The sequence below is a fragment of the Myxococcus sp. CA023 genome (assembly GCF_010998615.1).
Taxonomy (GTDB): domain Bacteria; phylum Myxococcota; class Myxococcia; order Myxococcales; family Myxococcaceae; genus Myxococcus.
The window spans coordinates 109,785-131,470 of the sequence record NZ_JAAEAH010000013.1 but is presented as its reverse complement, the minus strand read 5'-3'; the positions used below and the strand labels follow the sequence as shown (position 1 = coordinate 131,470).

Sequence of the window (21,686 nt, the reverse complement as noted above, 5' to 3'; positions counted from 1 at the left end):
CCCACCACCCCTCCCACCGCGGACGCCTCACTGCTCGCGGACGCCGGCTCCGCCTTCGCCACCGTGGGCTCGGGAACAGGCTCGGGCTCCACCACGGGCTCCGGCTCTGGGGGCGTCTCCGGCTTCACCTCCGCCACCGGCTCGGGCCGGGGAACGGGGGTCGGCATCACCCGCTGCGCTGGCTTGGGACGCGCCTGGCGCTGCACTTCCTTCTTCGCGGCCGGCTGCGCCCCTCCACCACCCGCGGGCGGCGGGGGCGGAGGTGCCGCGAACGCCAGCAACACCAACTCCGGCTCCTCCCGCACCACCTTCTTCGGCAACGCCGGGGACACGGACAGTCCCGCCGCGACGACGACCGCGTGGAGCACGACCGCCACGACAACGGCCCCGCTCCAGCGGCTCCAGAAACCCTCCACCCCGGCGGCATCCCCCATGCGGAAGAGCGCCCCAGCGGGTTGAGGCAACACCGCGGATGCTGCATCCGCGGCGGGCTCCGGAAGTTCGAAATTGAGAATCGTTCTCACTCTCACTGCGGACGTGGATACCCCCCACGGGCCTCATCCGTCAACGCTCGCTGAGTAAAACTTCTTACGCACGGTGGAATGCCCGTCCGGTTGTCCACGGAGGGACGGCGCGCGAAAAAGCCCTTTCGCGACAGCCCTTTACAGGCGGCTGAAGGACCAGCTCAGCGCGCGGCCACCGGAATACGGCATGACCCCATGGAACGGCCGGGGGTCGGCGTCGAACACCAGCGGCAGGAAGTGCCGGTCGCCGTCCCACAGGTTGAGGCCTTGGATATCCGCCAGGGGCACCCAGGAGAGGGAGCCCTCCGGGTTCCGCTCGAGCGGGGTGCCTTCGAAGCGGTCGATGCGAAACACGAAGCCCAGCCAGTCCTCCCCGTGCTTGCCGAAGCCCGGCCAGGAGATGGTGCCGCGCAGCACCATCCGCGTGCACTCGATGCCGGCCTCCTCGCGAATCTCCCGGCGCATGCAGGCGGCCACGTCCTCGTCGCGCTCCATCTTCCCGCCCAAGCCATTGAACTTCCCGTAGTGGGCGTCATCCGGGCGGGCGTTGCGGTGGACGAGCAGCACGCGCTGCCCGTCCGGTGACATCACGTAACCGAGCGTGCCGATGATCGGGGTGTACGGCATGGGAGCGACCTCGCGCGGTGCGGCATCCAGGCGCGGAGCCCCTTGGCCACCGCCGGAATGTGACAGAGCGCGGCACTGTAGTTCATGCCGGGTCAGCCAGGTCCCTCCTCACCCCGCCCTGCTCGCACGGTGGGTCGGGGACTGCCCTTTACGCCAGCCAACGCAGCGCGTTAACCTGTTGCGACACAAGCATTATTCTTGATGACAACCCGCGTCGTCGGGAGAGGGGACTCTTGATGTCGGCATTCCGCCCCGGCCGGTACGGCCTGTATGAGCCAGACACCGAGCATGACGCCTGCGGCGTGGGATTCGTCGCCCACCTGAGGGGTGAACGCTCGCGAGGCATCGTCGAGGACGCCCTGGAGCTCCTCAACCGGCTCAGCCACCGGGCGGCCGCTGGCAGGGACCCACGAACCGGCGACGGCGCCGGCATCCTGGTGCAGCTCCCCCACCGCTTCTTCGAGCGCGAGTCCCCGAAGCTGCCCTTCGCCCTCCCGCCGCGCCGGCACTACGGCGTGGGGCAGGTGTTCCTCCCGCCCGAGCCCGAGGCCCGGGCCGCCTGTGAGGCCGCCTTCGAGGAAGTCGTCGTACAAGAGGGCCAGCGCGTGCTCGGCTGGCGCGACGTGCCCGTGAACCCGGAGCACCTGGGCCCCGTGGCGCGTGAGGCCGCCCCCGTCATCCGCCAGCTCTTCGTGGCGCGGCGACGAATGGTCCCCAGCGCCTTCGAGCGGAAGCTGTACCGCATCCGCAAGCTGACGGAGAACCTCATCCAGGCGCGCGGCGTGGACCCCAAGGGCCGCTTCCACGTGGCGTCGCTGTCGTCGGAGACGCTCGTCTACAAGGGGCTGATGCTGCCGGTGGACCTGCCACGCTTCTACTCCGATTTGCAGCAGCCGGACTTCGTGAGCGCGCTGGGCCTGGTTCACTCACGCTTCTCCACCAACACGTTCCCCACGTGGGAGCTGGCGCAGCCGTTCCGCTTCATCGCGCACAACGGTGAAATCAACACCATGCGTGGCAACCGGAACTGGATGACCGCGCGGCGCGGCCTGCTCCAGACGGCGCGCCTGGGCGGAAGCCTGGAGGCGCTCCAGCCCATCATCGTCCCGGGCAAGAGCGACTCGGCGCAGTTCGACAACATGGTGGAGCTGCTCTACCTGGGCGGCCGCACCCTGCCCCACGCGCTGATGATGATGATTCCGGAGGCGTGGGAGGGCGACGCGCTGATGTCCGACGAGCGGCGCGCCTTCTATGAATACTCCTCCGCCCTGCTGGAGCCCTGGGACGGGCCGGCGGCCATCGCCTTCACGGACGGGCAGCTCATCGGCGCCACGTTGGATCGCAACGGCCTGCGGCCCGCGCGCTACCTCGTCACGGAGGATGACCGCATCATCCTCGCCTCGGAGATGGGCGTCATCGACGTGCCGCCCTCACAGGTGCGCCGCAAGGGCCGCCTGACGCCGGGCCGCATGCTGCTGGTGGACACCACCGAGGGCCGCATCCTGGAGGACGAGGACGTCAAGCGCGACATCACCACGCGCTGGCCCTACCGCCGCTGGCTCCAGCGCAACGTCTACACCTTCGACAACCTCCCCGCCGTCGCCGCCCCGGTGCGCCTGCGCGGCGAGGAGCTGTGGCGGGCCCAGCGCGCCTTCGGCTACACCGCCGAGGACGTGCGCTCGGTGCTCACGCCCATGGCGGAGACGGGCAAGGAGCCGGTGGGCTCCATGGGCACGGACACGCCGCTGGCGGTGCTCAGCGACCATGCCCCCAGCCTCTTCTCCTACTTCCACCAGCTCTTCGCGCAGGTGACCAACCCGCCCATCGACCCGCTGCGCGAGTCGCTGGTGATGACGCTGGCCACCGCGCTGGGCCCGGAGAGCAACACCCTCGAGGAGACGCCAGAGCAGTGCCACCGGCTGTCCCTCCCCGGCCCCATCCTCACCAACGGGCAGCTCGCGCGGCTGGCGGCCATCAATGACGAGGGCCTGTTCGAGACGCGCCGCCTGTCGCTCCTCTACGCGCTGGACGGCGGCGAAGGCGCGCTCGAGGCGGCGGTCGAGAAGCTCTGCAACGAGGCCGTGGACGCGGTGGACGCGGGCGCCAGCATCCTGCTGTTGAGCGACCGCGGCGTGGACGCGGCGCACGCGGCCATTCCCGCGCTGCTGGCCATGTCCGCGGTGCACCAGCGGCTCGTCCGTGACGGCATCCGCATGTACACCGGCCTGCTGCTGGAGACGGCGGAGGCGCGCGAGGTGCACCACTTCGCCTGCCTGTTCGCCTACGGCGCCGCGGCGGTGAACCCGTACCTGGCGCTGGACACGCTCCGGGCCCTTGCGGACAGCGGCGAGCTGGCCGTGGACGCGGAGAAGGCGCAGGACCGCTTCATCCACGCCGTGGAGGAAGGCCTGCTCAAGGTGATGTCGAAGATGGGCATCTCCACGCTCCAGTCCTACCGCGGCGCGCAGCTCTTCGAGGCCGTGGGGCTCCAGCGCTCGCTGGTGGAGCGGCACTTCACCGACACGGCGTCGCGCGTGGAGGGGGTGGGCCTGCCGGAGCTGGGGCGCGAAGTGTCGGAGCGCCACGCCCGGGGCTTCGGCGCGGAAGCGGACGTGGAGGCCGGCATGCTGCCCGTGGGCGGCCAGTACCGCTGGCGCCGTCTGGGCGAGCGGCACAAGTGGAACCCGGCCACCATCGCCAAGCTCCAGGCGGCGGTGCGCGCGAACGACGCCGCCACCTTCGCGGAGTACTCGAGGCTGGCGGACGACGAGACGCGCGAGCACAGCAACCTGCGCGGCCTGCTCGAAATCGCCCACGAGGGCCGCACGCCCGTGCCGCTGGACGAGGTGGAGCCGGCGCTCTCCATTGCCCGGCGCTTCGTCACCGGCGCCATGTCCTTCGGCTCCATCAGTGCGGAGGCGCACGAGACGCTGGCCATCGCGATGAACCGGCTGGGCGGGCGCTCCAACAGCGGAGAGGGCGGCGAGGAGTCGCGGCGCTACACCCGCGACGAGAACGGCGACCTGCGCCGCAGCGCCATCAAGCAGGTGGCCAGCGCGCGCTTCGGCGTCACCACGGAGTACCTGGTCAACGCGGACGAGCTTCAAATCAAGGTGGCCCAGGGCGCCAAGCCCGGCGAGGGCGGCCAATTGCCCGGCCACAAGGTGGATGAGCGGATTGCCCGCGTGCGCTGGTCCACGCCGGGCGTGACGCTCATCTCTCCGCCGCCGCACCACGACATCTACTCCATCGAGGACCTGGCGCAGCTCATCTACGACCTCCAGTCGGTGAATCCGGCCGCGCGGGTCAGCGTGAAGCTGGTGAGCGAGGTGGGCGTGGGCACCATCGCCGCGGGCGTGGCCAAGGCCGGCGCCAGCTGCGTGGTCATCTCCGGCTACGAGGGCGGCACGGGCGCCTCGCCGCTGTCCAGCATCCAGCACGCGGGCCTGCCCTGGGAGCTGGGGCTGGCGGAGACGCAGCAGGTGCTGGTGCACAACGGGCTGCGCTCGCGCATCCGCGTGCAGGCGGACGGTGGCATGCGCACCGCGCGCGACGTGCTGGTGGCCACGCTCCTGGGCGCCGAGGAGTTCGGCATGGCCACCGCCAGCCTGGTGGCCGTGGGCTGCATCATGCTGCGCAAGTGTCACCTCAACACCTGTTCGGCGGGCATCGCCACGCAGGACGCGGGGCTGCGCGAGCGCTTCCAGGGCAAGCCCGAGGACGTGGTGAACTTCTTCCTCCTCATCGCGGAGGACCTGCGCCAGCGGATGGCCGCGCTGGGCGCCCGCACCCTGGAGGAGTTGGTGGGCCGCGTGGACCTGCTGCGGCAGCGCCCGGCGGTGGACCACTGGAAGGCGAAGCGCGTGGACCTGTCCGGGCTGCTGGCAGCGCCGGCCGCGCCGGACAGCGAGCCACGCCACTGCACCGAGCCGCGCATCAAGGACGTGTCCGACCACCTGGACCACGCGTTGCTGCGCGACGCCAACGCGGTGCTGGACGGCGGGCCGCCCATGCTGCTCAACGTGCCGGTGGCCAACACGCACCGCGCCGTGGGCGCCCTGCTGTCGGGGGAGATTGCCCGGCGTCACGGGGGCCAGGGATTGCCGGATGGCCGGCTCCACGTGCGGATGAAGGGCTCCGCGGGCCAGAGCTTCGGCGCCTTCGTGGTGAAGGGCGTGACGCTGGAGCTGGAGGGCGACGCCAACGACTACGTGGGCAAGGGCCTGTCCGGTGGACGCATCATCGTCTACCCGCCGCCGGCCAGCCGCTTCACCGCCGAGGAGAACGTGCTGGTGGGCAACACCGCGCTCTATGGCGCCACGGCCGGCGAGGTGTACCTGCGAGGGCTCGCGGGTGAGCGCTTCGCGGTGCGCAACAGCGGCGCGCAGGCCGTCGTGGAGGGCGTGGGCGACCACGGCTGCGAATACATGACGGGCGGCGCGGTGGTGGTGCTGGGCCCTACCGGGCGCAACTTCGCGGCTGGCATGAGCGGCGGCATCGCCTACGTGCTCGACCGCGAGCAGTCCTTCCGGCAGCGCTGCAACCTGGAGATGGTGGAGCTGGAGTCCCTGGTGGACGAGTCCGAAATCTGGCTCGTGCACGGCATGGTGGAGCGACACCTGCACCACACCGGCAGCGCGCTGGCGCGGCGGGTGCTGGACAACTGGGAGCTGATGGTGCCGCGCTTCGTGAAGGTGATGCCCACGGACTACAAGCGGGTCCTCCAGGCACGGCGCGCCGCGCGCAGACCACCGGAGTCCACATCCGCGGCGCTGCCCCAGTCCGCGGCGGGGAGGGCCTGAGCCATGGGTAAGCCAACCGGATTCATCGAGTGGGAGCGCGTCCACGCGGACAAGCGGGACAAGGCGGACCGGCTGGGCGACTGGCGCGAGTTCGCGCTGCCGCTGGCCCCCGACGAGGCCAAACGGCAGGCAGGCCGCTGCATGGACTGTGGCGTCCCCTTCTGTCACCAGGGCTGTCCCCTGGGGAACCTCATCCCCGACTTCAACGAGGCCGTGTACCGCGGGCGCTGGCGCGAGGCGTATGACTTGCTCAGCCGCACCAATGGCTTCCCGGAGATGACGGGCCGGCTGTGCCCGGCGCCGTGCGAAGCCGCGTGTGTGCTCGCCATCGACCGGGACCCGGTCACCATCGAGCAGATGGAGAAGGAAATCGTCGAACGGGCCTTCAAGGAGGGCTGGGTGAAGCCCCGGCCTCCGGCACGCCGCACCGGGAAGACGGTGGGTGTGGTGGGCTCCGGGCCCGCGGGGCTGGCGGCGGCGGCGCAGCTCAACGCGGCCGGACACACCGTCACCGTGTACGAGCGGGACGCCCGGGCCGGTGGCCTGCTGCGCTATGGCATCCCCGACTTCAAGTTGGAGAAGTCCGTGGTGGACCGGCGCCTGGCGCTGATGGAGGCCGAGGGCATCACCTTCGTCACCGGCGTGGACGTAGGCGGTGCCCTGAGCTACCGCGAGCTGCGCGCGAAGCATGACGCCCTGGTGCTGGCCATGGGCGCGCGCCGTCCGCGCGAGCTGGAGGTCCCCGGACGCGAGCTGTCCGGTGTCGTCCAGGCCATGGAGTACCTGGAGCACCAGAACCGGCTCGTCTCGGGCCATGGCCAGAAGGATTCGCGCCTGGACGCGGCCGGCCGGCACGTCGTGGTGCTGGGCGGCGGCGACACCGGCTCGGACTGCCTGGGTACCGCGCTGCGTCAGGGTGCGGCGAGCGTGCGGCAGGTGGAGCTCCTCCCCGCACCGCCCGCGGTGCGCGCGGAGGGCAACCCCTGGCCGAGGTGGCCTGTCATCTTCCGCACCTCCACCAGCCAGGAGGAAGGCGGCGAGCGCCGCTTCGCGCTGATGACGAAGCGGCTGACGGGCAGCGACGGACGGCTCCAGACGCTGCAGGCCGTGGAAATCGAGTTCCAGCCCGGACCTGGCGCCCTGCCCCGCCTCATTGAACGCCCCGGCACCGAGGTGACGTTCGAAACGGACCTGCTGGTGCTGGCCATGGGCTTCACGGGGCCCGAGGTGGGCAACCTCTCCGAGGAGCTGGGGGTGAAGCTGTCTCCCCGCGGCACGGTGCAGGTGGACGCACGCTTCGCCACGTCCGCGGACGGGGTATTCTGCGCCGGGGACGCGAGCCGGGGCGCCAGCCTCATCGTCTGGGCCCTGTCAGACGGTCGCGAAGCCGCCAAGGCCTGCGATGCATATCTTTCTGGGGGGCGCTCCGCGCTGCCCACCCGGGGCGCGGACTGCGCCTTCTGAGCGGAATGAAACGCCCGGGTCGCCTTTTTGGGCGACTCAGGAATAAATAGCGGGCGAGGCAGTTAGAATGGGCTTAACCCATTACTCCCTCCCACAGGAGGCCCCTGACATGCGAAGCGAACAGACCCTCATCGTGACCGAAGCCGACTTGGAGCGCCTGCGCCAGGTGGTGGACCACAACGGAGGCGGCCGCACGGCCGAGTTCGCGGAAATGCTTGACGCGGAGCTGACCCGGGCCCGCGTCGTCGCGTCGGAAGAGGTGCCGCCCGACGTCGTGACGATGAACAGCAAGGTCGTCTTCGAGGACGAACAGACGGGAGAGCGCCGGGAGGTCACCCTCGTCTACCCACGTGACGCCAGCAGCGACGACGGCCGCATCTCCGTCCTGGCCCCCATCGGCAGCGCGCTCATCGGACTGACCGTGGGGCAGACCATCACCTGGCCCCTGCCGGGCGGACGCTCCAAGCGGCTGCGCATCGTCGCGGTGCCCTACCAGCCCGAGGCCTCGGGCCACTACAACCTCTGATTCGGCTTCCCCCGGACGGCACCGTGCGCCCTCGTGGCGGACGGTGCCGTTTGCCGTTTCAGCGCAGGCCCACGCGCTTCGCCAACTCCTGCGCCAGGGCACGCAGCTCCTCCACCCCGGCGGCCTGGGGGCTCGTGTCGAACACCACTTCGTAGCCCAGCCCCGCCTGGTTGATGGACTCCGAGCGCGGAATCCGAGCCCGCAGCACGGGCACGGTGGACTCGCTCAGCGCGCCCTCCATGGCCTCGTTGGTCGCGGTGGTGCGGCGATCCCACAGATTCACCACCGCGACCAGCTCACCGCCCTGCTCGCGAACGTCACGCCAGGCGGTCTCGATTTCCCCCAGCCCCTGGAGCGCGAAGGCGCCGGTGGGCACGGGGGCCACGACCAGGTCCGCGGAGGCGAGCACGGCCTCGGTGTAGGCGCCGATGCTGGGCGGGGTGTCCGCGAGGATGATGTCCGGCGTCCACCCCAGCGTCTTGAGCGCGCGAGGAATCGCTTGGAGGCGGTGGCCCCACTGGAACAGCTCGCGCTCCTGCGCGGCCATGCGCGGCGCGGCGGGGGCGATGAACAAGCCGGGCCGCTTCGGTGACGCCACCACCACCTGCGCCAGCGTGTGCTTGGGACGGGGCCCGAGCGCATCCCCCACGCACGGGCCTTCCCGGCTCTCCAGCCCCAGCACCAGCGACGCATGGGCCTGGGGGTCCAGGTCCAGCAGCAGCACCTGGCGGCCGGCATCCGCGAGGGCCGCCGCCACATGCGAGCAGAGCGTCGTCTTGCCGACGCCGCCCTTGATGGTGGAGAACGCGATGAACGCCATGCCCCGGTCTATACCGGACGTCCCACGGGGAGAGAAGCCACGGGCGGCGGCGCCTCCTCCGCGCGCTACTTCTGCGTCATGATCCACTTCACCAGCGCGCGCGCCTCGGCCTCCGACACCTGGGCGTTCGCCGGCATCGGAATGGCGCCCCAGACGCCGCTGCTGCCCTTGCGCATGCGCTGCGACAGCTTGTCCTCCACGCCCTCCTGCTTCGCATAGCGGGCGGCAATCTCCTTGTACGAGGGACCGACCAGCCGCGCCGTCGCTGAATGGCACGTCATGCAGCTCTTGGCCTTCGCGAGCTCCTCGCTCGCGGAGGCCACGTTGGACACCAACGCCACCGCGAAAACAGACAGCCACAGAAAACGCTTCATCGAAGTCTCCAGTCCGCACAGCATATCAAGACTGACCGACATGGCAGCCCTATCTGATTTTGCTGAGTTCCACGCGAACTAGCGCGCGGCACGCCCTTCCGCGACGCGCACCACGCGCCCATCGCCCAGGGTGTCCGGTGGGCTCAGCACCACCCGGTCCTCGGCGGACAATCCGTCCATCACCTCGACATGAGCGCCCAGGTCACGCCCCAGCACGACCACGCGCTGCTGGACGGCATTCGCCTCCCCCACCACGAGGACCGTGGGCCCCTCCCTCCGCACGGCCAGCGCGCTGGCGGGGATGAGCATGGGCGGAGCCTCGCGCTCGATGAGCAACCGGACGCGCACGAATGCCCCGGCGAACAGCGCCTCTGCGTTGGCGAGCTGCACCTCCGTCAGGAGCGTGCGGGTCCCTGGGTCCAACGCCCCCGCGGTCCGCACCACGCGTCCCGGCAGCGCCCGCGCGGGCGCATCCAGCGTGGAGATCCGCGCTTCCAGCCCCGGCCGGATGTCATGGGCGAGGGACTGCGGCACATCCACGTAGACCTTCAGCGTGTGCGTTTGCGCGAGTTCGAACAGGCTCGTCATGCCGCTGCCACTGCCCGCGGTGACCAGTGCTCCCCGGTCCACGTTGCGACGCACGATGACACCATCAAACGGCGCCACCACGCGGCGATACGCGTACAACGCATCGAGGCGATCCACCTCCGCCTTCGCGCTCTTCAGAGAAGCCTCCGCGGAGTTGGCCCGCGCCCGCGCCTCTTCCGCCACCTCGTGGCTGACGTTGCCCTCTCCCGCGAGAATCTGCCCGCGCCGCGCGGACGCGCGAGCGAGCTCCAGGTTCCGCTCCGTCTCATCCAGGCGCGCCCGGGCCCGGTGACACTCCGCCTGGAGCTCGGGCGCTTCAAGCTCCGCCAGCAACTGGCCTGCGTGGACCCGGTCGCCCAGGTCGACGTGGATGCGGCCCACGAAGCCATTGATGCGAGCGTGCAGCGACGCGCGCTGACTGGGAAGGACCGTCCCTGGCAACGTGAGCTCCGCCTTCGGCTCGGACCGCGTCACGCGCGCGGTGGCCACGAGCGGCGGCAGGCGGGCTTCCGCTTCACGCCGATCCAACGCGCGCGACCGCTCCAACCGTGGCGCCACGCCGAGCCCCAGCAGCACCAGGAGCAAGGCGGCGAACACCCAGGGCCAGCGCCCGCCTCGCGCCGCGGCGGCGGGTGCCGCGGCATCCACGCCAGGGGTCTGCTCCGTCACGCTGTCACCGAGGGCTCGAGTTCAGGGGCCGCCGCGCGGACAGCCCGCCGCGCCTGCATCAGACTGTAGACGACGGGAACGAAGAACAGGGTCGCTACCGTAGCGCCCACGAGGCCGCCAATGACGGCGCAACCGAGCGCGGCGTTCTGCTCGCCGCCCTCGCCCAGGTTCAGGGACATGGGGAGCATGCCGAGGCCCATGGCCAGCGCCGTCATCAACACGGGGCGCACCCGCACCCGCCCCGCTTCGAGCGCCGCCTCCGCCGCGCTCGCGCCGAGCGCGAGCTGCTCGTTGGCGAAGGACACCACCAGCACGGAGTTCGCCGTGGCCACGCCCACGCTCATGATGGCGCCCATCAACGAGGGAATGCTGAACGGCGTCTGCGTGGCGAACAGCGAAACCACCATGCCCACCACCGCCCCGGGCAGCGCGGTGATGATGATGAAGGGGTCCAGCCAGGACTGGAAGTTGACCACCATCAGCGCATAGACGAGCACCGCCGCGAACAGCAGGCCCAACAGCAGCCGGTCGAAGCTGGTGCGCATGCTCTCCACCTGCCCACGCACCTGGATGCGCGAGCCCGGCGGCAGCTCCTCTCGGTAGCGGTCGACAATCCGCTCCAGCCGCGACGCCACGCTGCCCAGGTCCGTGTCCTGGACGTCCGCGCGGACGTTGAAGGTGGGCTGGATGTCCGCGTGGGTGACGAAGACGGGCGTCCACTCGCGCTGCACCCGGGTGAGGTCGCCCAGGAGCTGGGGTCCCTCCCGGGTGGGCAGCGCCATCCGCGTCAGGTCCTCCACCGAGGACACCCGCGTCTCCGGTACGCGCACCGACACGGGATAGCTGTTCCCCGTCTTCGGGTCGATCCAGAAGCTGGGGCTCACCTGCGAGCTGGATGACACGGTGAGCAGCACGTTGTTGGCCACGTCCCGCTGCGTGAGCCCCACCGCGCTGGAGCGGACCCGGTCCACCTCGAAGTGCAGCCGAGGCGCGTTCACTACCTGGGACAGGCGCACGTCCACCGCGCCGCGGACCTGCCCCAGCTCCGCCTCGAGCTTGCGCGCGATGGCATAGGTGGCCTCGCGTTGGGAGCCGGAGACCTGCACGTCAATGGGCGACGGCAGCCCGAAGTTGAGAATCTGCGTCACGATGTCCGCGGGCTGGAAGTAGAACGTGAGCTCGGGGAAGCGCCGCGGCAACTCCTCGCGCAACATTCGGACGTACGCGTCCGTCCGGACGCGGCGCTTCGGAGCCAGCGTCACGAGGACCTCCCCGTCCGCGCTGCTCACGTTGGAGGTGTCCGTCAGCGCGAGGTTGTAGCCGCCCGGCATGCCCATCATGTCAATCAGGCTCACCCGGTCCTCGGCGGGGATGAGCTCGCGCACGGCGTCCTCCACGAGCGACAGGTACCGCTCCGTCTCCTCGATGCGCGTCCCCGGCGGCGCCACGACATGAAGGCGGAGCTGGCCCGCATCCACGGTGGGAAAGAAGTCGCGGCCCACGAAGGGCATCAACCCCACCGCCGCCAGCACCGCGAGCAGGAAGAAAACCAGCACGCGGCGCGGCCGGGCCAGGGCCCCCTGGAGCGCCCTCACGTACCGCGCCCGGAAGCGCTCGAAGCCCTCCTCGAACCGGTGGTGCAGTCGCGCCAGCCAGCCCGTCCGGGGCTGCCCGTGCCGCTGAATCTCCGCGCGCAGCAGGAACTGCACGAGCGTGGGCACCAGCGTGCGCGAGAGCAGATACGAGGCCATGACGGAGAACCCCACCGCCAGGCCCATGGGCAGGAACAGGTACCGGGCCGGCCCCTCCAGGAAGAGCACCGAGACGAAGACGATGCCAATGGAGAGCGAGGCGACGAAGGCGGGTACGGCGATCTGCTCCGCGCCATCCAGGATGGCCTGGGTGAGCGGCTTCCCCATGGCCAGGTTGCGGTGGATGTTCTCTATCTCCACCGTGGCGTCATCCACGAGGATGCCCACCGCGAGCGCCAGCCCGCCCAGTGTCATCGAGTCGAGCGTGTACCCAAGGCCCCGCAACACCAGGATGGCCGCGAGCACCGACAAGGGAATGGAGATGGCGATGATGAGCGTGCTCCGCCAGCTCCCCAGGAACAGGAGGATCATCGTCGCCGTCAGCAGCGCGGCGATGACCCCTTCAACCAGGAGCCCGTGGATGGCGGTCGTCACGAAGGAGGACTGGTCCGCCAGCAACCGCACCGACAACCCCTCCGGCGCGGCGGCCTGGATGGTGGGCAGCAGCACGCGCACGCGGCGGGCGACCTCCAGCGTCGAGGCGTCCCCCGTCTTCATCACGGACAGGATGACGGAGCGCCGGCCCTCCTCCCGGGCGATGTTCGTCTGCACCGCGAAGCCGTCATGCACGTGCGCCACGTCTCGGAGAAACACGACTCGGCCATCGCCCCGGCGCACCGGGATGTCATTGAGCGCGCCGAGCGTCTCCGGACTGCTGTTGAGCGTCACGCGGTACTCGTGCGCGCCCATCTTGATGTTCCCCGTGGGCAGGACCAGGTTCTGCGCGGAGACCGCCGAGGCGACGTCGTGCGGCGCCAACCCATGGGCCTCGAGGGCTTCCAGGTCCAGGTCCACGGTCATCTGACGGACCTTGCCGCCCATGAGCTGGGGAATGCGCGCGCCCCGGACCGTGCCGAGCAGGGGCCGAACGCGTTGATTCACATGGTCGTAGATTTGCGACTCGGTGAGCGTCTCGCTGCTGAACGACACCTGGAGGATGGGCACACTGCTGGCCGAATACCGGAGGATGATGGGCGGCTGCGTCCCCGGAGGCATCCGCCGGGTGATGGATTGCGAGGACGCCGTCACCTGGGCCATGGCCTCGGCCACGTCAGCCCCGGGGTGTAGATACAACCGGGCGACCGATACACCGTCGAATGACTGGCTTTCCTGCCGGGCCAGGTTCGCCACGTTGTTCGCCAGGGAGTATTCACTGTACTGGGTAATCTGCCGCTCGATCTGCTGCGCGGGCAGCCCGTCATAGCTCCAGACGACGCTGATGACGGGGATGTCGACCTCGGGGAGAATGTCCGTGGGGGATTCGCGGATGACCTGCACACTCACGAAGACGAGCAGCAGCGCCGCCACCACGAAGGTATAGGGGCGTCGGAGCGCCAGCCGGACGATCCACATATCGCCTCCGCTCTTTGCCATGGAGCAGCAATCGAGGCAATGTCCGCAACCCTTGCTTCCGCTGGGAAGACTGGGGCAGCATGAGGGCTGAGCCGTCATGAACAACGCCGTGAAAACATCTCCCTCTTCTGAGACTGTGCTGACGCATGCGCTGCTGAATCGCAGACAGCTCCTGCAGTGGTTGGGAATCGGCGTGGTGGCCTCCAGTTGCGGCACGCTTCGCCCGCGGCTGATACCTCCCACTGCGGGAGCGGCGCCCCTCCAGCTCATCGCCCCCGACAGCGCAGGGCCGCTCCCCGACGACGTGCGGGAGGTCCTGCTCGATACGGCTCGCCGGCTCTCACGCTTCGTGGGAATGGACGGTCAGCTCAACGAGGCGCTGCTGGAAGGCTATCTGCGCCTCAAATGCGAGGAGCGTCCCTCGTACCTGGCCACCTACACCCGCTTCGCGGCGGAGGTGAAGCGGCCCGAGAAGCTCTCCGTGGAATGGCTCTTGGCGCTGCCAGAGCTCCACCGCGTGAAGGTGGTGGGCGAACTGGCCATCATGTCGCTGGTCGGCGGGGGCTTCCGGACGTTTGGCTTCGGAAACATGAATGGCCACATGGGCGGGCTCTGGCACGAGCCGCACGAGTCTGGCTCCTATCACGCCTCGGACGAGCTGTAGTCAGCGCGGCCGCCAACAGGATTTGACAACATGAGGCTGTGTATCGTCGGAAGTGGTGTTGCCGCGGTCATCACCGCCCGCGCCGCGCTGGAGCGGGGCTACGAGGTGGTGATGTTCGAAGCCGGCCCTCGCACGCCCATGCGGGACTCGCGCCGCTGGCTGGACTTCGTCACCACGGGCGTGCGGCCCTACCACGCCTGTGAGGACTCGCAGGGTGACGCCAACTCCCGCCCCGGAGTCCAACCCGAGCGCGACCATTTCCTCATCAAGGGCAGCCGGCTCATGGCGGTGGGCGGGTCGACGCTGCACTGGAGCGGCTGGACGCCCCGCCTCCAGCCCGAGGACCTGGAGCTGCGCAAGCGCACCGGCAAGGGGAATGACTGGCCCTTCAGCTACACCCAACTCGAGCCCTATTACAGCCAGGCCGAGTCCCTGCTGAACGTCACCGGTCCCAACGCGCCCGTGGACGGACATCCCACGCCCTGGCGCTCGCAGCCCTACAAGTGGAACAGCCCGCCGTATCCCATCGAGTCGGAGCCGGTGCGCCACGCCCTGAAGGCGCTAGGCATCACCTATGACCACATTCCCATGTCGCGCAGAGGCCCCGGCGGCGAGGGCGTGGGCGGCCCGTGCATGACGTTTGGCACGTGCCGGTATTGCCCGATGGGCGCGCGCTTCGACCCCACCCTGCTGCTGGCGGACATGGAGTCCCACCCGGGCTTCCGGTTGCTCGCGAGCAGCCCGGTGCTGGCCGTGCGCATGGCGGGAGAGGTGGCCCAGGGCGTCACCTACCGCACCGCCGAGGGCGAGACTGCCACGCTGGACGCGGACGCCGTGCTGGTGGCCGCGGGTGCCCTGGAGACGCCCAAGCTGCTGTGGCACTCGGGCTTCGATGAGCAGCGCCTGCCCACGCTCGGGCGCTACCTGATTACCCACCCGATGCTGAAGCTCGAGGGCAAGCTGGCGAAGCCCCCCCGGGAGTTCAACGGGCGCGAAGTCCCCATGCCCGCCCTCTTCTCACGGCACTTCGACACGCCGGAGCAGCAGGCCGCCGGGAAGATGATCTTCTCCGAGTACCCGGAGGAGCCGGACCTGCAGGCCTGGGTCCGCCAGGAGCAACTGGCGCCCGAGTACATCGCCTCCTTCGCCCGGGAGAGCCGGCTCAACCTCCATGGCTTCATCGAGGAGTTCCCCCAGGCAGAGAACCGCCTGCGCTTCACGGGCAAGCCGGGCGAGCGCCAGGTGGAGATTCACTACGCGGTGGATTCGGGGTTCGCCGCGCGCTGGCAGTGGATGACCGACACCTTGATGCAGGTGATGAAGACCGCGGGTTGCCGCGAGTCGGAGGTCTGGGTTTCGGGCGTGATTCGCAGGGCGGACCACTCGGTGGGCACGGCGCGCTTCGGCCAGGGGCCGGACTCGGGCGTCGTGGACGGGAGGCACCTCGTCTTCGGAACGAAGAACCTGTTCGCCCTCACCAACGGCAATTTCCCGAACAACGGCGCCATCAACCCGACGCTGACGCTCACCGCCCTCTCGCTGCGCTTCGCGGACCAGGTGCTGCCGGACCTGGCGTCGTCACGAACTACAGCGCGGCCTTGAGCACTGCCAACGCGACGATGGCCACGACGGCGAACACCTCGCGTCGCGCGGGCGCCTCCTGGATGAAGGCGTTGGCGAACACCAGGGAGAAGAGCGTCACCGAGTTGAGGATGGGCCAGGCGACGACGCGGTTTCCCGCCGCCAGCGCCATGACGAAGGCGACCTGATTGCCCACGGTGAAGAGGGCGCGCACGAGTAGATTGGTGCGTGCGCGGCCGTCCACGACCAGCTCGCTCAACTGCGCCCCCAGCGCCCCCCGGGCGCCGAAGAGGAGCAGCAGCACCAGACAGGCCGCGCTCCTCCAGAACATCAAGGCGGTGCTCACCTCCAGGTTGGACGCCACGCCCGAAGGCTGGCCCTGGAAGAAGAGTTCCCCGCAGAGGCTCTGCACGAGGACGGCCACGGTAATGAAGAACGCCGGCAGCCACAGAGCGCGGCGGCTGTCCGAGGCACCTCCCGCGGCCAGCAACGAGCAGCCGGACACGGCGAGGGCGAACAGATACTCGGTCCAGTGCACCGTGCGGCCGGACAGCATGAGCGCCAGGGGGATGAGCACATCCCCGATGCGCGAGGCGATGTTCACCCGGGCGACCGTGAGGTGCCGGAAGCCGTAGGAGAAGGCGAAGGCCACCCCCTGGACGCTCACCGCGAACAGCGCGAGCCTCGCGTTGCCATAGAGCGCCCACCCCGCCCTGTCCGTCATGGGCAGCAGCGGCGTCAGCGCCGCCAGCAAGAGGAACGGGACGAAGTTGTTGGCGAAGTTGAGGACGAGGATGGACTGGCGGCGGAGCCCGTAGCTGAGCCGGTCGAAGACGCTGTTTCCCGACCGCAACAGGACGGACGTCAGCGAGTAGAGGACGGTTTCCATCGCGTCCGCGCGTCGGCGCTCGGCTCGGGGAAGAGGCGCTCCAAACAGGGCCACAACTGGGGATGACAGGGCTCATCCAGCAGGCGCCCCAACTCCTCCGGCGCCAGGAACATGCCCCCATCCACCTCCCGCTCGGAGAAGCGCAGCGGGCCTTCCATTCGGGCGCGGTAGAGGAAGATGCGCCGGTGGTGCCCATCGTCAAAGACGAACTCGGCCACGGGCACCAGTGGCCCCTCCAAGCCCAGCTCCTCTAGGAGCTCCCGCTGGGCGGCCTCCAGGGGCGCCTCGCCCGCGCTCACGTGGCCTCCCGCGGACGTGCACAGGTGGCCGGGCATGAAGGTCATGTGCCGGGAGCGCCGCTGCAGGAAGACCTTGCCGTCGCGCTCCACCATCACATGCACGATGCGATGGGGCAGCTTCTGGCCGTAGATCTGGTCGCGGGGCGCGCTCCCCACCACCTGCCCCTGGGTGTCGATGACGTCAATCAGCTCCATGTCACGGACATCCTATGCGACCAGGGGCTTCCGGCCTTCCATGGGAATGACCTCGATGCGGTCCCCCACCCACTTCCGGAAGTGTGCGTCCAGGTCGTAGTTCTCTTGCTTCCAACCGTCCTGGACGGAGCCCGTCACCAACGAGCTGAAGAAGAGCTTCTTGCCGGTGACGATTTCCTCGGTGCCCATGATGCCGTCTGGCCAGATGAGGAAGTAGTAGCGGCTGTAGTTGACGGTGCGGTCCGACAGGCGAATCTGCATGTCCGGGTAGCGCTCCCGCAGCCGCTCCACGGCCGCGGTGACATGCGACGTCTCCTCGGGCATCAACTCGCCGTAGATGTGATAGGCGCGACCGGCGGAGAGCGTCCAGGAGATGGCCCAGTCGCGGATGCCCCGCTCGTAGATGAACTGGGCCAGTTCCTCGACATGCTGGCTGTTGTGGCGGTTGAGACAGGTCAGGATTCGCGGCGCCACGCCATTGTCCACGCACAGGCCCATGGCCCGGAGCGTCTCCTGGTAGGTGTTACCCTTGGCGTTGCGGCTGGGGCGAATCTCGTTGTTGACCCGCTCGTCCATGGAATCGAGGCTGATTTCCACGCGCGTGCAGCGAGACACCGTCTTCATCATCTGTGGCGTCAGGAAGGTGCCGTTGGTGCCGAGGATGGTGGCGACACCATGGTCCGTGAGCTTGTCGATGACGTTCAGCGTGTCTCGACGCATCAACGGCTCACCGCCGGAGAGAATCTGTCGCATGATTCCCGCGCGAATGATCTCATCGGCCACCTTGAGCTGCTGGGGCGTGGAGAGCCGCTTCGACGGCAGGTCCTCGACGTTCCCGTAGCAGTGGATACACTTGAGGTTGCACGGCGCGGTGACCAGCCATCCACAACCGATGGGACTCCGCGGCACAGGCACGCAGCCCTCGAACACCTTCGCCGAGAACTCATCGCGGAGGTTGTCGTAGATGATGGTGCCCCAGCTCTCCTGACGCTCTCTGATGCGTGCGGACATGGCGAAGAATTAAGAACAGCCCCGCAGCCGGCAATGGGCCGCAGAGCCTTGGTTGATGAATCTGAGCCGCCCAATCGAAAGACACACCACACCCAGGAGGACGCCCATGCCGCCTTGGGCACGGGTACAGTCACATCCACCCAGCAGTGCCCCCGAATCTCCCGGGGATCTCCCTCATGACTTCTTGAAATAGAAGAGCCAGCCTACGCTGACGTCACAGGGATGTTACGTGGGTTTCATTTTATCCGCAAGAGCGAGTTTTTCTGTTTCTTCACGAGGTCCCTGGAAGAGGCTCATCTGCCGCGACATTCTCTTTAACTCACGCCACTGACATCGCGGTGTCGGGCGCCGCCGCGAACCAGCGTCGGCTCCGCGCTCCGCCCGCATCGCTGCCGGGGGAAGCGGTGAATCCCCCTGGCAACGCAATCACAGACATCTCGAATCCATCAAGACCGGCTCAAGCGCGTGTCAACTCACGAAGACACGAAGCTGCGCACGGGCACCGGGGGACTCAATACAAGGTCCCACACTCGGCGATCCGTTGGACCCGGAGCGCGGCGAGCCGCGCCAGGGGCTGGGCCACGTCGGCCCCTTCCAACGCGGCCACCGCACGAGCCACGGCATCCAGGGTGGACATCCCGGAGGGGTGCGAGGGTTCGCGGAGCCGGAGCAGTCCTTGCTCCGGTGGCGGCAGCGCCAGGCGAGGCAGCGTCCGTAGCGCGGCGACCCGTTGTGTCATCCGCCGCGCCTGGGACCAGCTCGCATCCAGCACCACCAGCTGCCGCGGTGGCGGTGCATCGGGCGGCGCGCGCGGCCCATCGGGATAGAGCAGCCACGTCCCGGGCTCGGAGAGCAGTTCCAGCTCCGCGCTCCCGCTGGGGGATCCGTGGATGAGGCGCTTCGAGTTCACCAGCGCCAGCGCGGCCACGCCGCCGGTGTTGCTCTTCTTCGCGATCTCCATCACGTGCTGCAGGAGGAGGATTCGCGTCCGCGTGTGGACCTGGGGAATCTCGTCACACAGGCACAGGTGAAGCGCCAGGTTGCAGCGGGAACAACGCGGGCGACTGGCGAGACGGGAAGACACTGCCCCCATCTTGGTCCGGCCCTTGGACGAACAGAAGCACTCGTTTCCCCCTGGCCCTCGTGCTGGGATGCTTCGCCATGGGTGATTGGGCGGTGACGACGCACTGGGCCTGGACACGGCCGCGAATGCCTGAAGCCAGGGACTTTCCGAGCGACCGCTGGGCCGCCCGCCTTGGCCGGGTGGGCCCGGGGCTCTGGCAGTTGGAAACGCTCCAGAAGTACGGCTACTACCGTGCCCCCGAAGGGACGGCCGCCGTGGGGGTCCAAGCTCCCGACGGCTATCTGGTGGAACACGGCGGCGGCCCCTTCTCCGCGGCCTGGAACTATCTCGTCGCGACAGAGCCCGCCGATGCAAGCCGCTTCGCGCGAGCCGCGGCGCTGCTGGGTGAAGACGCCTCCCTCCCGCCCGCGGTTCAACACGCGGTGCTGTGCCTGCGCACCCCCATCCGCTTCGAGCGCCCTCTTGCATCCTGGAGTCTGAGCGAGAGCCATCTGGACTCAGCCCCCGCCGCCCGCGTCGCCGAGGCGCTCATCGCCGGAGGCCCCTCTCCTCGCCGGGGGCGGATGGAATGCGTGGTGGGACTCTTCACTTTCGAGTTCGGCTGGGTCCACACAGGCGTCCTGACGCTGTTCATCGACAATTCGATGGAGCGAAGTGGGGCCGAACTCGAAATGACAGGCCGGTTCAACGCACTCTCCGAGACAAAGGAGGTCGGCCCGTTCGCGCACTCCCTGTACATGGAGCGGCCCACACCGGTACCGGTGCCCCTCGTCGCTTGGCCCTTCCCCACGCGGTAACTCGGTCTGCCAGTGGCCCTGCGAGCACGATGAGCATCCGCTCGCTGACACTCCCGGTGGTTGTCCGGCCACCTCATTTGTAGGAGGCTGCGCCGCAAATGACTCCGGAGCGTCGAAAGTACCTTGTCGTGGGCGGGCTGGCCACGCTGTTGCTCATCCTCGACCAATGGACGAAGGTCCTGGTCCGCGAGCACGTGAAGCCCCTGGGCTACACCGGCATGAGCGTCTTCGGCGACGTCATCCGCTTCCAGTACGTGGAGAACACCGGCATCACCTTCGGCATGTTCCGGTCGCTGCCCTACGCCCAGCTCATCCTCAGCGCGGTGGCCATCCCCGTCTTCCTGCTGGTCATCCACCTGGTCCGCCAGACGCCCGCGGACCACTACCGGCTGCACGTCGCGCTCGGCCTCGTCGGCGCCGGCATCGGCAACCTGATTGACCGCGTCCGCCTGGGCAGCGTGACGGACTTCGTCGTCGCTGACTTCGGGTTCTGGCCGCTGAACCCCTGGTATGCCTTCAACGTCGCGGACGCCGCGCTCGTCGTCGGCGCCATCTTGATGGCCTTCGACTCCCGTCGTCCGCAACCGGCCCCTGCGCCCGTGCCCGCGCCGGGCCAGGGCGACTAGCCAGGGCGACTAGCCAGGGCGTGGGCGCGAGAGCGGGCCACCGCTCGCGCGCCCCCTTGGCGCACCATCCGCATCACGCCATGGCAGCGGCGGCCCGCGCCTGCTCGCCAGCAACCGGGCGCTCGGTCGCCTCCTCGCGGCGCACCACCCAGCGCTGGTACTCCTTGCCCGAGTTCAGGTCCTTCAGCGTCCCGTTGATGACCATCAAGGGGACCTTCATGTTGCCCTTCTTGTTCGGCGACTCCCAGCGCTCGAAGGCCTCGGTGAACTGAGGCGTTTCCTTCACCACGTTCAACGCCTTCACCACGTTCGCCGTGATGTTCTCATGGTGGACCACCGTGAAGCCCAGCGCCTTGAACTCTTCGTTGATGCGGGCGGTGTGCTCGGCGGACTCGGTGATGTCCGCGAAGCAGAAAGCGCCCCCGGGCTTGAGCACCCGCTTGACCTCCTCGAAGAACGTCAACTGCGAGGGGTAGCAGTGCGACGACTCGATATTCACCACCACGTCGAAGCGCCTGTCCTCGAACGGGAGCGCGCAGGCATTGCCCACCTGGAAGGACAGCCCGTCCAGCCGGTAGTTCTCCTTGCAGCGCGCGATGGCCACGTCGGAGAGGTCCACCGCCGTCAGTGAGCGAGGCTTCAGCCGCGTCATCAGGTATTCACTGCCACCGCCGCGGCCGCAGCCGACCTCCAGCACTTCGCGACCGGCAAGCTCCGCCTGCCCCACCACGCGCTGGTACAGGCTTTCCCACAACACATACACATTCTCCGGCCGGTTGAAATCCACCGCCTTGTGGTCGCCCTCCATGTCCGCGTAGCCACAGTTGATGAACTTGTAGCCCTGGTGTGAGTACATCTTCGACGCCATGTTGTATTGGAACCGGGCGACCGCCAGACGGAATGATGGCACCACTTTGTGGATGACGATGCCCACCGACCGCGTCACCGCCGCCTGAACCTGAACCAGTGTCTTCTTCACTTC

17 protein-coding genes and 1 pseudogene are annotated in these 21,686 nt (G+C 68.9%); 7 read left to right on the top strand and 11 right to left on the bottom strand.

What is annotated here, in order from left to right; genetic code table 11:
* Nucleotides 1–524, bottom strand: a pseudogene (locus F8M74_RS08125) (energy transducer TonB); the annotation flags it as partial.
* Nucleotides 525–662: 138 nt separating this feature from the next.
* Complete coding sequence (locus F8M74_RS08120) at nucleotides 663–1,151, bottom strand: 8-oxo-dGTP diphosphatase (RefSeq protein WP_141252993.1); 489 nt, start codon at nucleotides 1,149–1,151, stop codon at nucleotides 663–665.
* A 236-nt stretch (nucleotides 1,152–1,387) separates the two neighbouring features.
* On the opposite strand from F8M74_RS08120, the gene gltB reads away from it, so the two are divergent.
* The 3 genes from gltB (at nucleotide 1,388) to rnk (ending at nucleotide 7,943) form a co-directional block, all read left to right on the top strand.
* The gene (gene gltB / locus F8M74_RS08115) at nucleotides 1,388–5,953 is read left to right on the top strand and encodes a glutamate synthase large subunit (protein ID WP_141252994.1); all 4,566 of its coding nucleotides are present in this window, start codon (nucleotides 1,388–1,390) and stop codon (nucleotides 5,951–5,953) included.
* A gap of 3 nt (nucleotides 5,954–5,956) precedes the next feature.
* On the top strand, nucleotides 5,957–7,417 hold the full coding sequence (locus tag F8M74_RS08110; RefSeq protein WP_141252995.1) for a glutamate synthase subunit beta: 1,461 nt from the start codon (nucleotides 5,957–5,959) through the stop codon (nucleotides 7,415–7,417).
* Between the two features lie 109 nt (nucleotides 7,418–7,526).
* Complete coding sequence (gene rnk, locus F8M74_RS08105; RefSeq protein ID WP_140792149.1) at nucleotides 7,527–7,943, top strand: nucleoside diphosphate kinase regulator; 417 nt, start codon at nucleotides 7,527–7,529, stop codon at nucleotides 7,941–7,943.
* 58 nt (nucleotides 7,944–8,001) lie between these two features.
* Here the strand turns inward: rnk and F8M74_RS08100 are convergent, their stop codons facing one another.
* From F8M74_RS08100 to F8M74_RS08085, 4 genes are all read right to left on the bottom strand, one after another.
* Nucleotides 8,002–8,763 carry a ParA family protein gene (locus F8M74_RS08100; RefSeq protein WP_026114108.1) on the bottom strand — a complete coding sequence of 254 codons (762 nt, stop codon included), beginning with the start codon at nucleotides 8,761–8,763 and terminating at the stop codon, nucleotides 8,002–8,004.
* A gap of 65 nt (nucleotides 8,764–8,828) precedes the next feature.
* Nucleotides 8,829–9,137 (bottom strand): c-type cytochrome, encoded by a 309-nt coding sequence (locus F8M74_RS08095; RefSeq protein WP_141252996.1) that lies wholly within the window; start codon nucleotides 9,135–9,137, stop codon nucleotides 8,829–8,831.
* Between the two features lie 78 nt (nucleotides 9,138–9,215).
* Nucleotides 9,216–10,394, bottom strand: coding sequence for an efflux RND transporter periplasmic adaptor subunit (locus F8M74_RS08090; RefSeq protein WP_141252997.1), 1,179 nt, complete (start codon nucleotides 10,392–10,394; stop codon nucleotides 9,216–9,218).
* On the bottom strand, nucleotides 10,391–13,579 hold the full coding sequence (locus tag F8M74_RS08085; RefSeq protein WP_228559557.1) for an efflux RND transporter permease subunit: 3,189 nt from the start codon (nucleotides 13,577–13,579) through the stop codon (nucleotides 10,391–10,393). The genes F8M74_RS08090 and F8M74_RS08085 overlap by 4 nt, the downstream gene beginning before the upstream one ends.
* A gap of 76 nt (nucleotides 13,580–13,655) precedes the next feature.
* Here F8M74_RS08085 and F8M74_RS08080 point away from each other — a divergent pair, with 76 nt between their 5' ends.
* Nucleotides 13,656–14,222 (top strand): hypothetical protein, encoded by a 567-nt coding sequence (locus F8M74_RS08080; RefSeq protein ID WP_228559560.1) that lies wholly within the window; start codon nucleotides 13,656–13,658, stop codon nucleotides 14,220–14,222.
* A gap of 30 nt (nucleotides 14,223–14,252) precedes the next feature.
* Complete coding sequence (locus F8M74_RS08075; protein ID WP_141252998.1) at nucleotides 14,253–15,824, top strand: GMC family oxidoreductase N-terminal domain-containing protein; 1,572 nt, start codon at nucleotides 14,253–14,255, stop codon at nucleotides 15,822–15,824.
* On the opposite strand, the gene F8M74_RS08070 is transcribed toward F8M74_RS08075, so the two are convergent.
* The 4 genes from F8M74_RS08070 to F8M74_RS08055 form a co-directional block, all read right to left on the bottom strand.
* Nucleotides 15,808–16,692, bottom strand: coding sequence for a hypothetical protein (locus F8M74_RS08070; protein ID WP_141252999.1), 885 nt, complete (start codon nucleotides 16,690–16,692; stop codon nucleotides 15,808–15,810). The two genes, F8M74_RS08075 and F8M74_RS08070, sit on opposite strands and share 17 nt — an antisense overlap.
* On the bottom strand, nucleotides 16,668–17,186 hold the full coding sequence (locus tag F8M74_RS08065) for an NUDIX domain-containing protein (RefSeq protein WP_141253000.1): 519 nt from the start codon (nucleotides 17,184–17,186) through the stop codon (nucleotides 16,668–16,670). Before F8M74_RS08065 ends, F8M74_RS08070 begins: the two co-directional genes overlap by 25 nt.
* Nucleotides 17,187–17,198: 12 nt before the next feature.
* Entirely contained in the window at nucleotides 17,199–18,197 is a 999-nt protein-coding gene (locus F8M74_RS08060) for a radical SAM protein (RefSeq protein ID WP_141253001.1), read from the bottom strand.
* Between the two features lie 511 nt (nucleotides 18,198–18,708).
* The gene (locus F8M74_RS08055; protein ID WP_141253002.1) at nucleotides 18,709–19,290 is read right to left on the bottom strand and encodes a tRNA-uridine aminocarboxypropyltransferase; all 582 of its coding nucleotides are present in this window, start codon (nucleotides 19,288–19,290) and stop codon (nucleotides 18,709–18,711) included.
* Nucleotides 19,291–19,406: 116 nt separating this feature from the next.
* Here F8M74_RS08055 and F8M74_RS08050 point away from each other — a divergent pair, with 116 nt between their 5' ends.
* Nucleotides 19,407–20,078: a hypothetical protein gene (locus F8M74_RS08050; protein WP_141253003.1), complete on the top strand. Its 672-nt coding sequence runs from the start codon at nucleotides 19,407–19,409 to the stop codon at nucleotides 20,076–20,078.
* A gap of 98 nt (nucleotides 20,079–20,176) precedes the next feature.
* Nucleotides 20,177–20,704, top strand: a complete 528-nt coding sequence (gene lspA, locus F8M74_RS08045; protein WP_141253004.1) for a signal peptidase II — start codon at nucleotides 20,177–20,179, stop codon at nucleotides 20,702–20,704.
* 73 nt (nucleotides 20,705–20,777) lie between these two features.
* On the opposite strand, the gene F8M74_RS08040 is transcribed toward lspA, so the two are convergent.
* Complete coding sequence (locus F8M74_RS08040; RefSeq protein ID WP_141253005.1) at nucleotides 20,778–21,683, bottom strand: class I SAM-dependent methyltransferase; 906 nt, start codon at nucleotides 21,681–21,683, stop codon at nucleotides 20,778–20,780.
* Nucleotides 21,684–21,686: the final 3 nt, after the last annotated feature.

Excerpts from the sequence above, each read along its gene's own strand:
- F8M74_RS08120 (WP_141252993.1), bottom strand. The coding sequence starts at position 1,151 with ATGCCGTACACCCCGATCATCGGCACGCTCGGTTACGTGATGTCACCG.
- gltB (WP_141252994.1), top strand. The coding sequence starts at position 1,388 with ATGTCGGCATTCCGCCCCGGCCGGTACGGCCTGTATGAGCCAGACACC.
- F8M74_RS08110 (WP_141252995.1), top strand. The coding sequence starts at position 5,957 with ATGGGTAAGCCAACCGGATTCATCGAGTGGGAGCGCGTCCACGCGGAC.
- rnk (WP_140792149.1), top strand. The coding sequence starts at position 7,527 with ATGCGAAGCGAACAGACCCTCATCGTGACCGAAGCCGACTTGGAGCGC.
- F8M74_RS08100 (WP_026114108.1), bottom strand. The coding sequence starts at position 8,763 with ATGGCGTTCATCGCGTTCTCCACCATCAAGGGCGGCGTCGGCAAGACG.
- F8M74_RS08095 (WP_141252996.1), bottom strand. The coding sequence starts at position 9,137 with ATGAAGCGTTTTCTGTGGCTGTCTGTTTTCGCGGTGGCGTTGGTGTCC.
- F8M74_RS08085 (WP_228559557.1), bottom strand. The coding sequence starts at position 13,579 with ATGGCAAAGAGCGGAGGCGATATGTGGATCGTCCGGCTGGCGCTCCGA.
- F8M74_RS08080 (WP_228559560.1), top strand. The coding sequence starts at position 13,656 with ATGAACAACGCCGTGAAAACATCTCCCTCTTCTGAGACTGTGCTGACG.
- F8M74_RS08075 (WP_141252998.1), top strand. The coding sequence starts at position 14,253 with ATGAGGCTGTGTATCGTCGGAAGTGGTGTTGCCGCGGTCATCACCGCC.
- F8M74_RS08070 (WP_141252999.1), bottom strand. The coding sequence starts at position 16,692 with ATGGAAACCGTCCTCTACTCGCTGACGTCCGTCCTGTTGCGGTCGGGA.
- F8M74_RS08065 (WP_141253000.1), bottom strand. The coding sequence starts at position 17,186 with ATGGAGCTGATTGACGTCATCGACACCCAGGGGCAGGTGGTGGGGAGC.
- F8M74_RS08060 (WP_141253001.1), bottom strand. The coding sequence starts at position 18,197 with ATGTCCGCACGCATCAGAGAGCGTCAGGAGAGCTGGGGCACCATCATC.
- F8M74_RS08055 (WP_141253002.1), bottom strand. The coding sequence starts at position 19,290 with ATGGGGGCAGTGTCTTCCCGTCTCGCCAGTCGCCCGCGTTGTTCCCGC.
- F8M74_RS08050 (WP_141253003.1), top strand. The coding sequence starts at position 19,407 with ATGCCTGAAGCCAGGGACTTTCCGAGCGACCGCTGGGCCGCCCGCCTT.
- lspA (WP_141253004.1), top strand. The coding sequence starts at position 20,177 with ATGACTCCGGAGCGTCGAAAGTACCTTGTCGTGGGCGGGCTGGCCACG.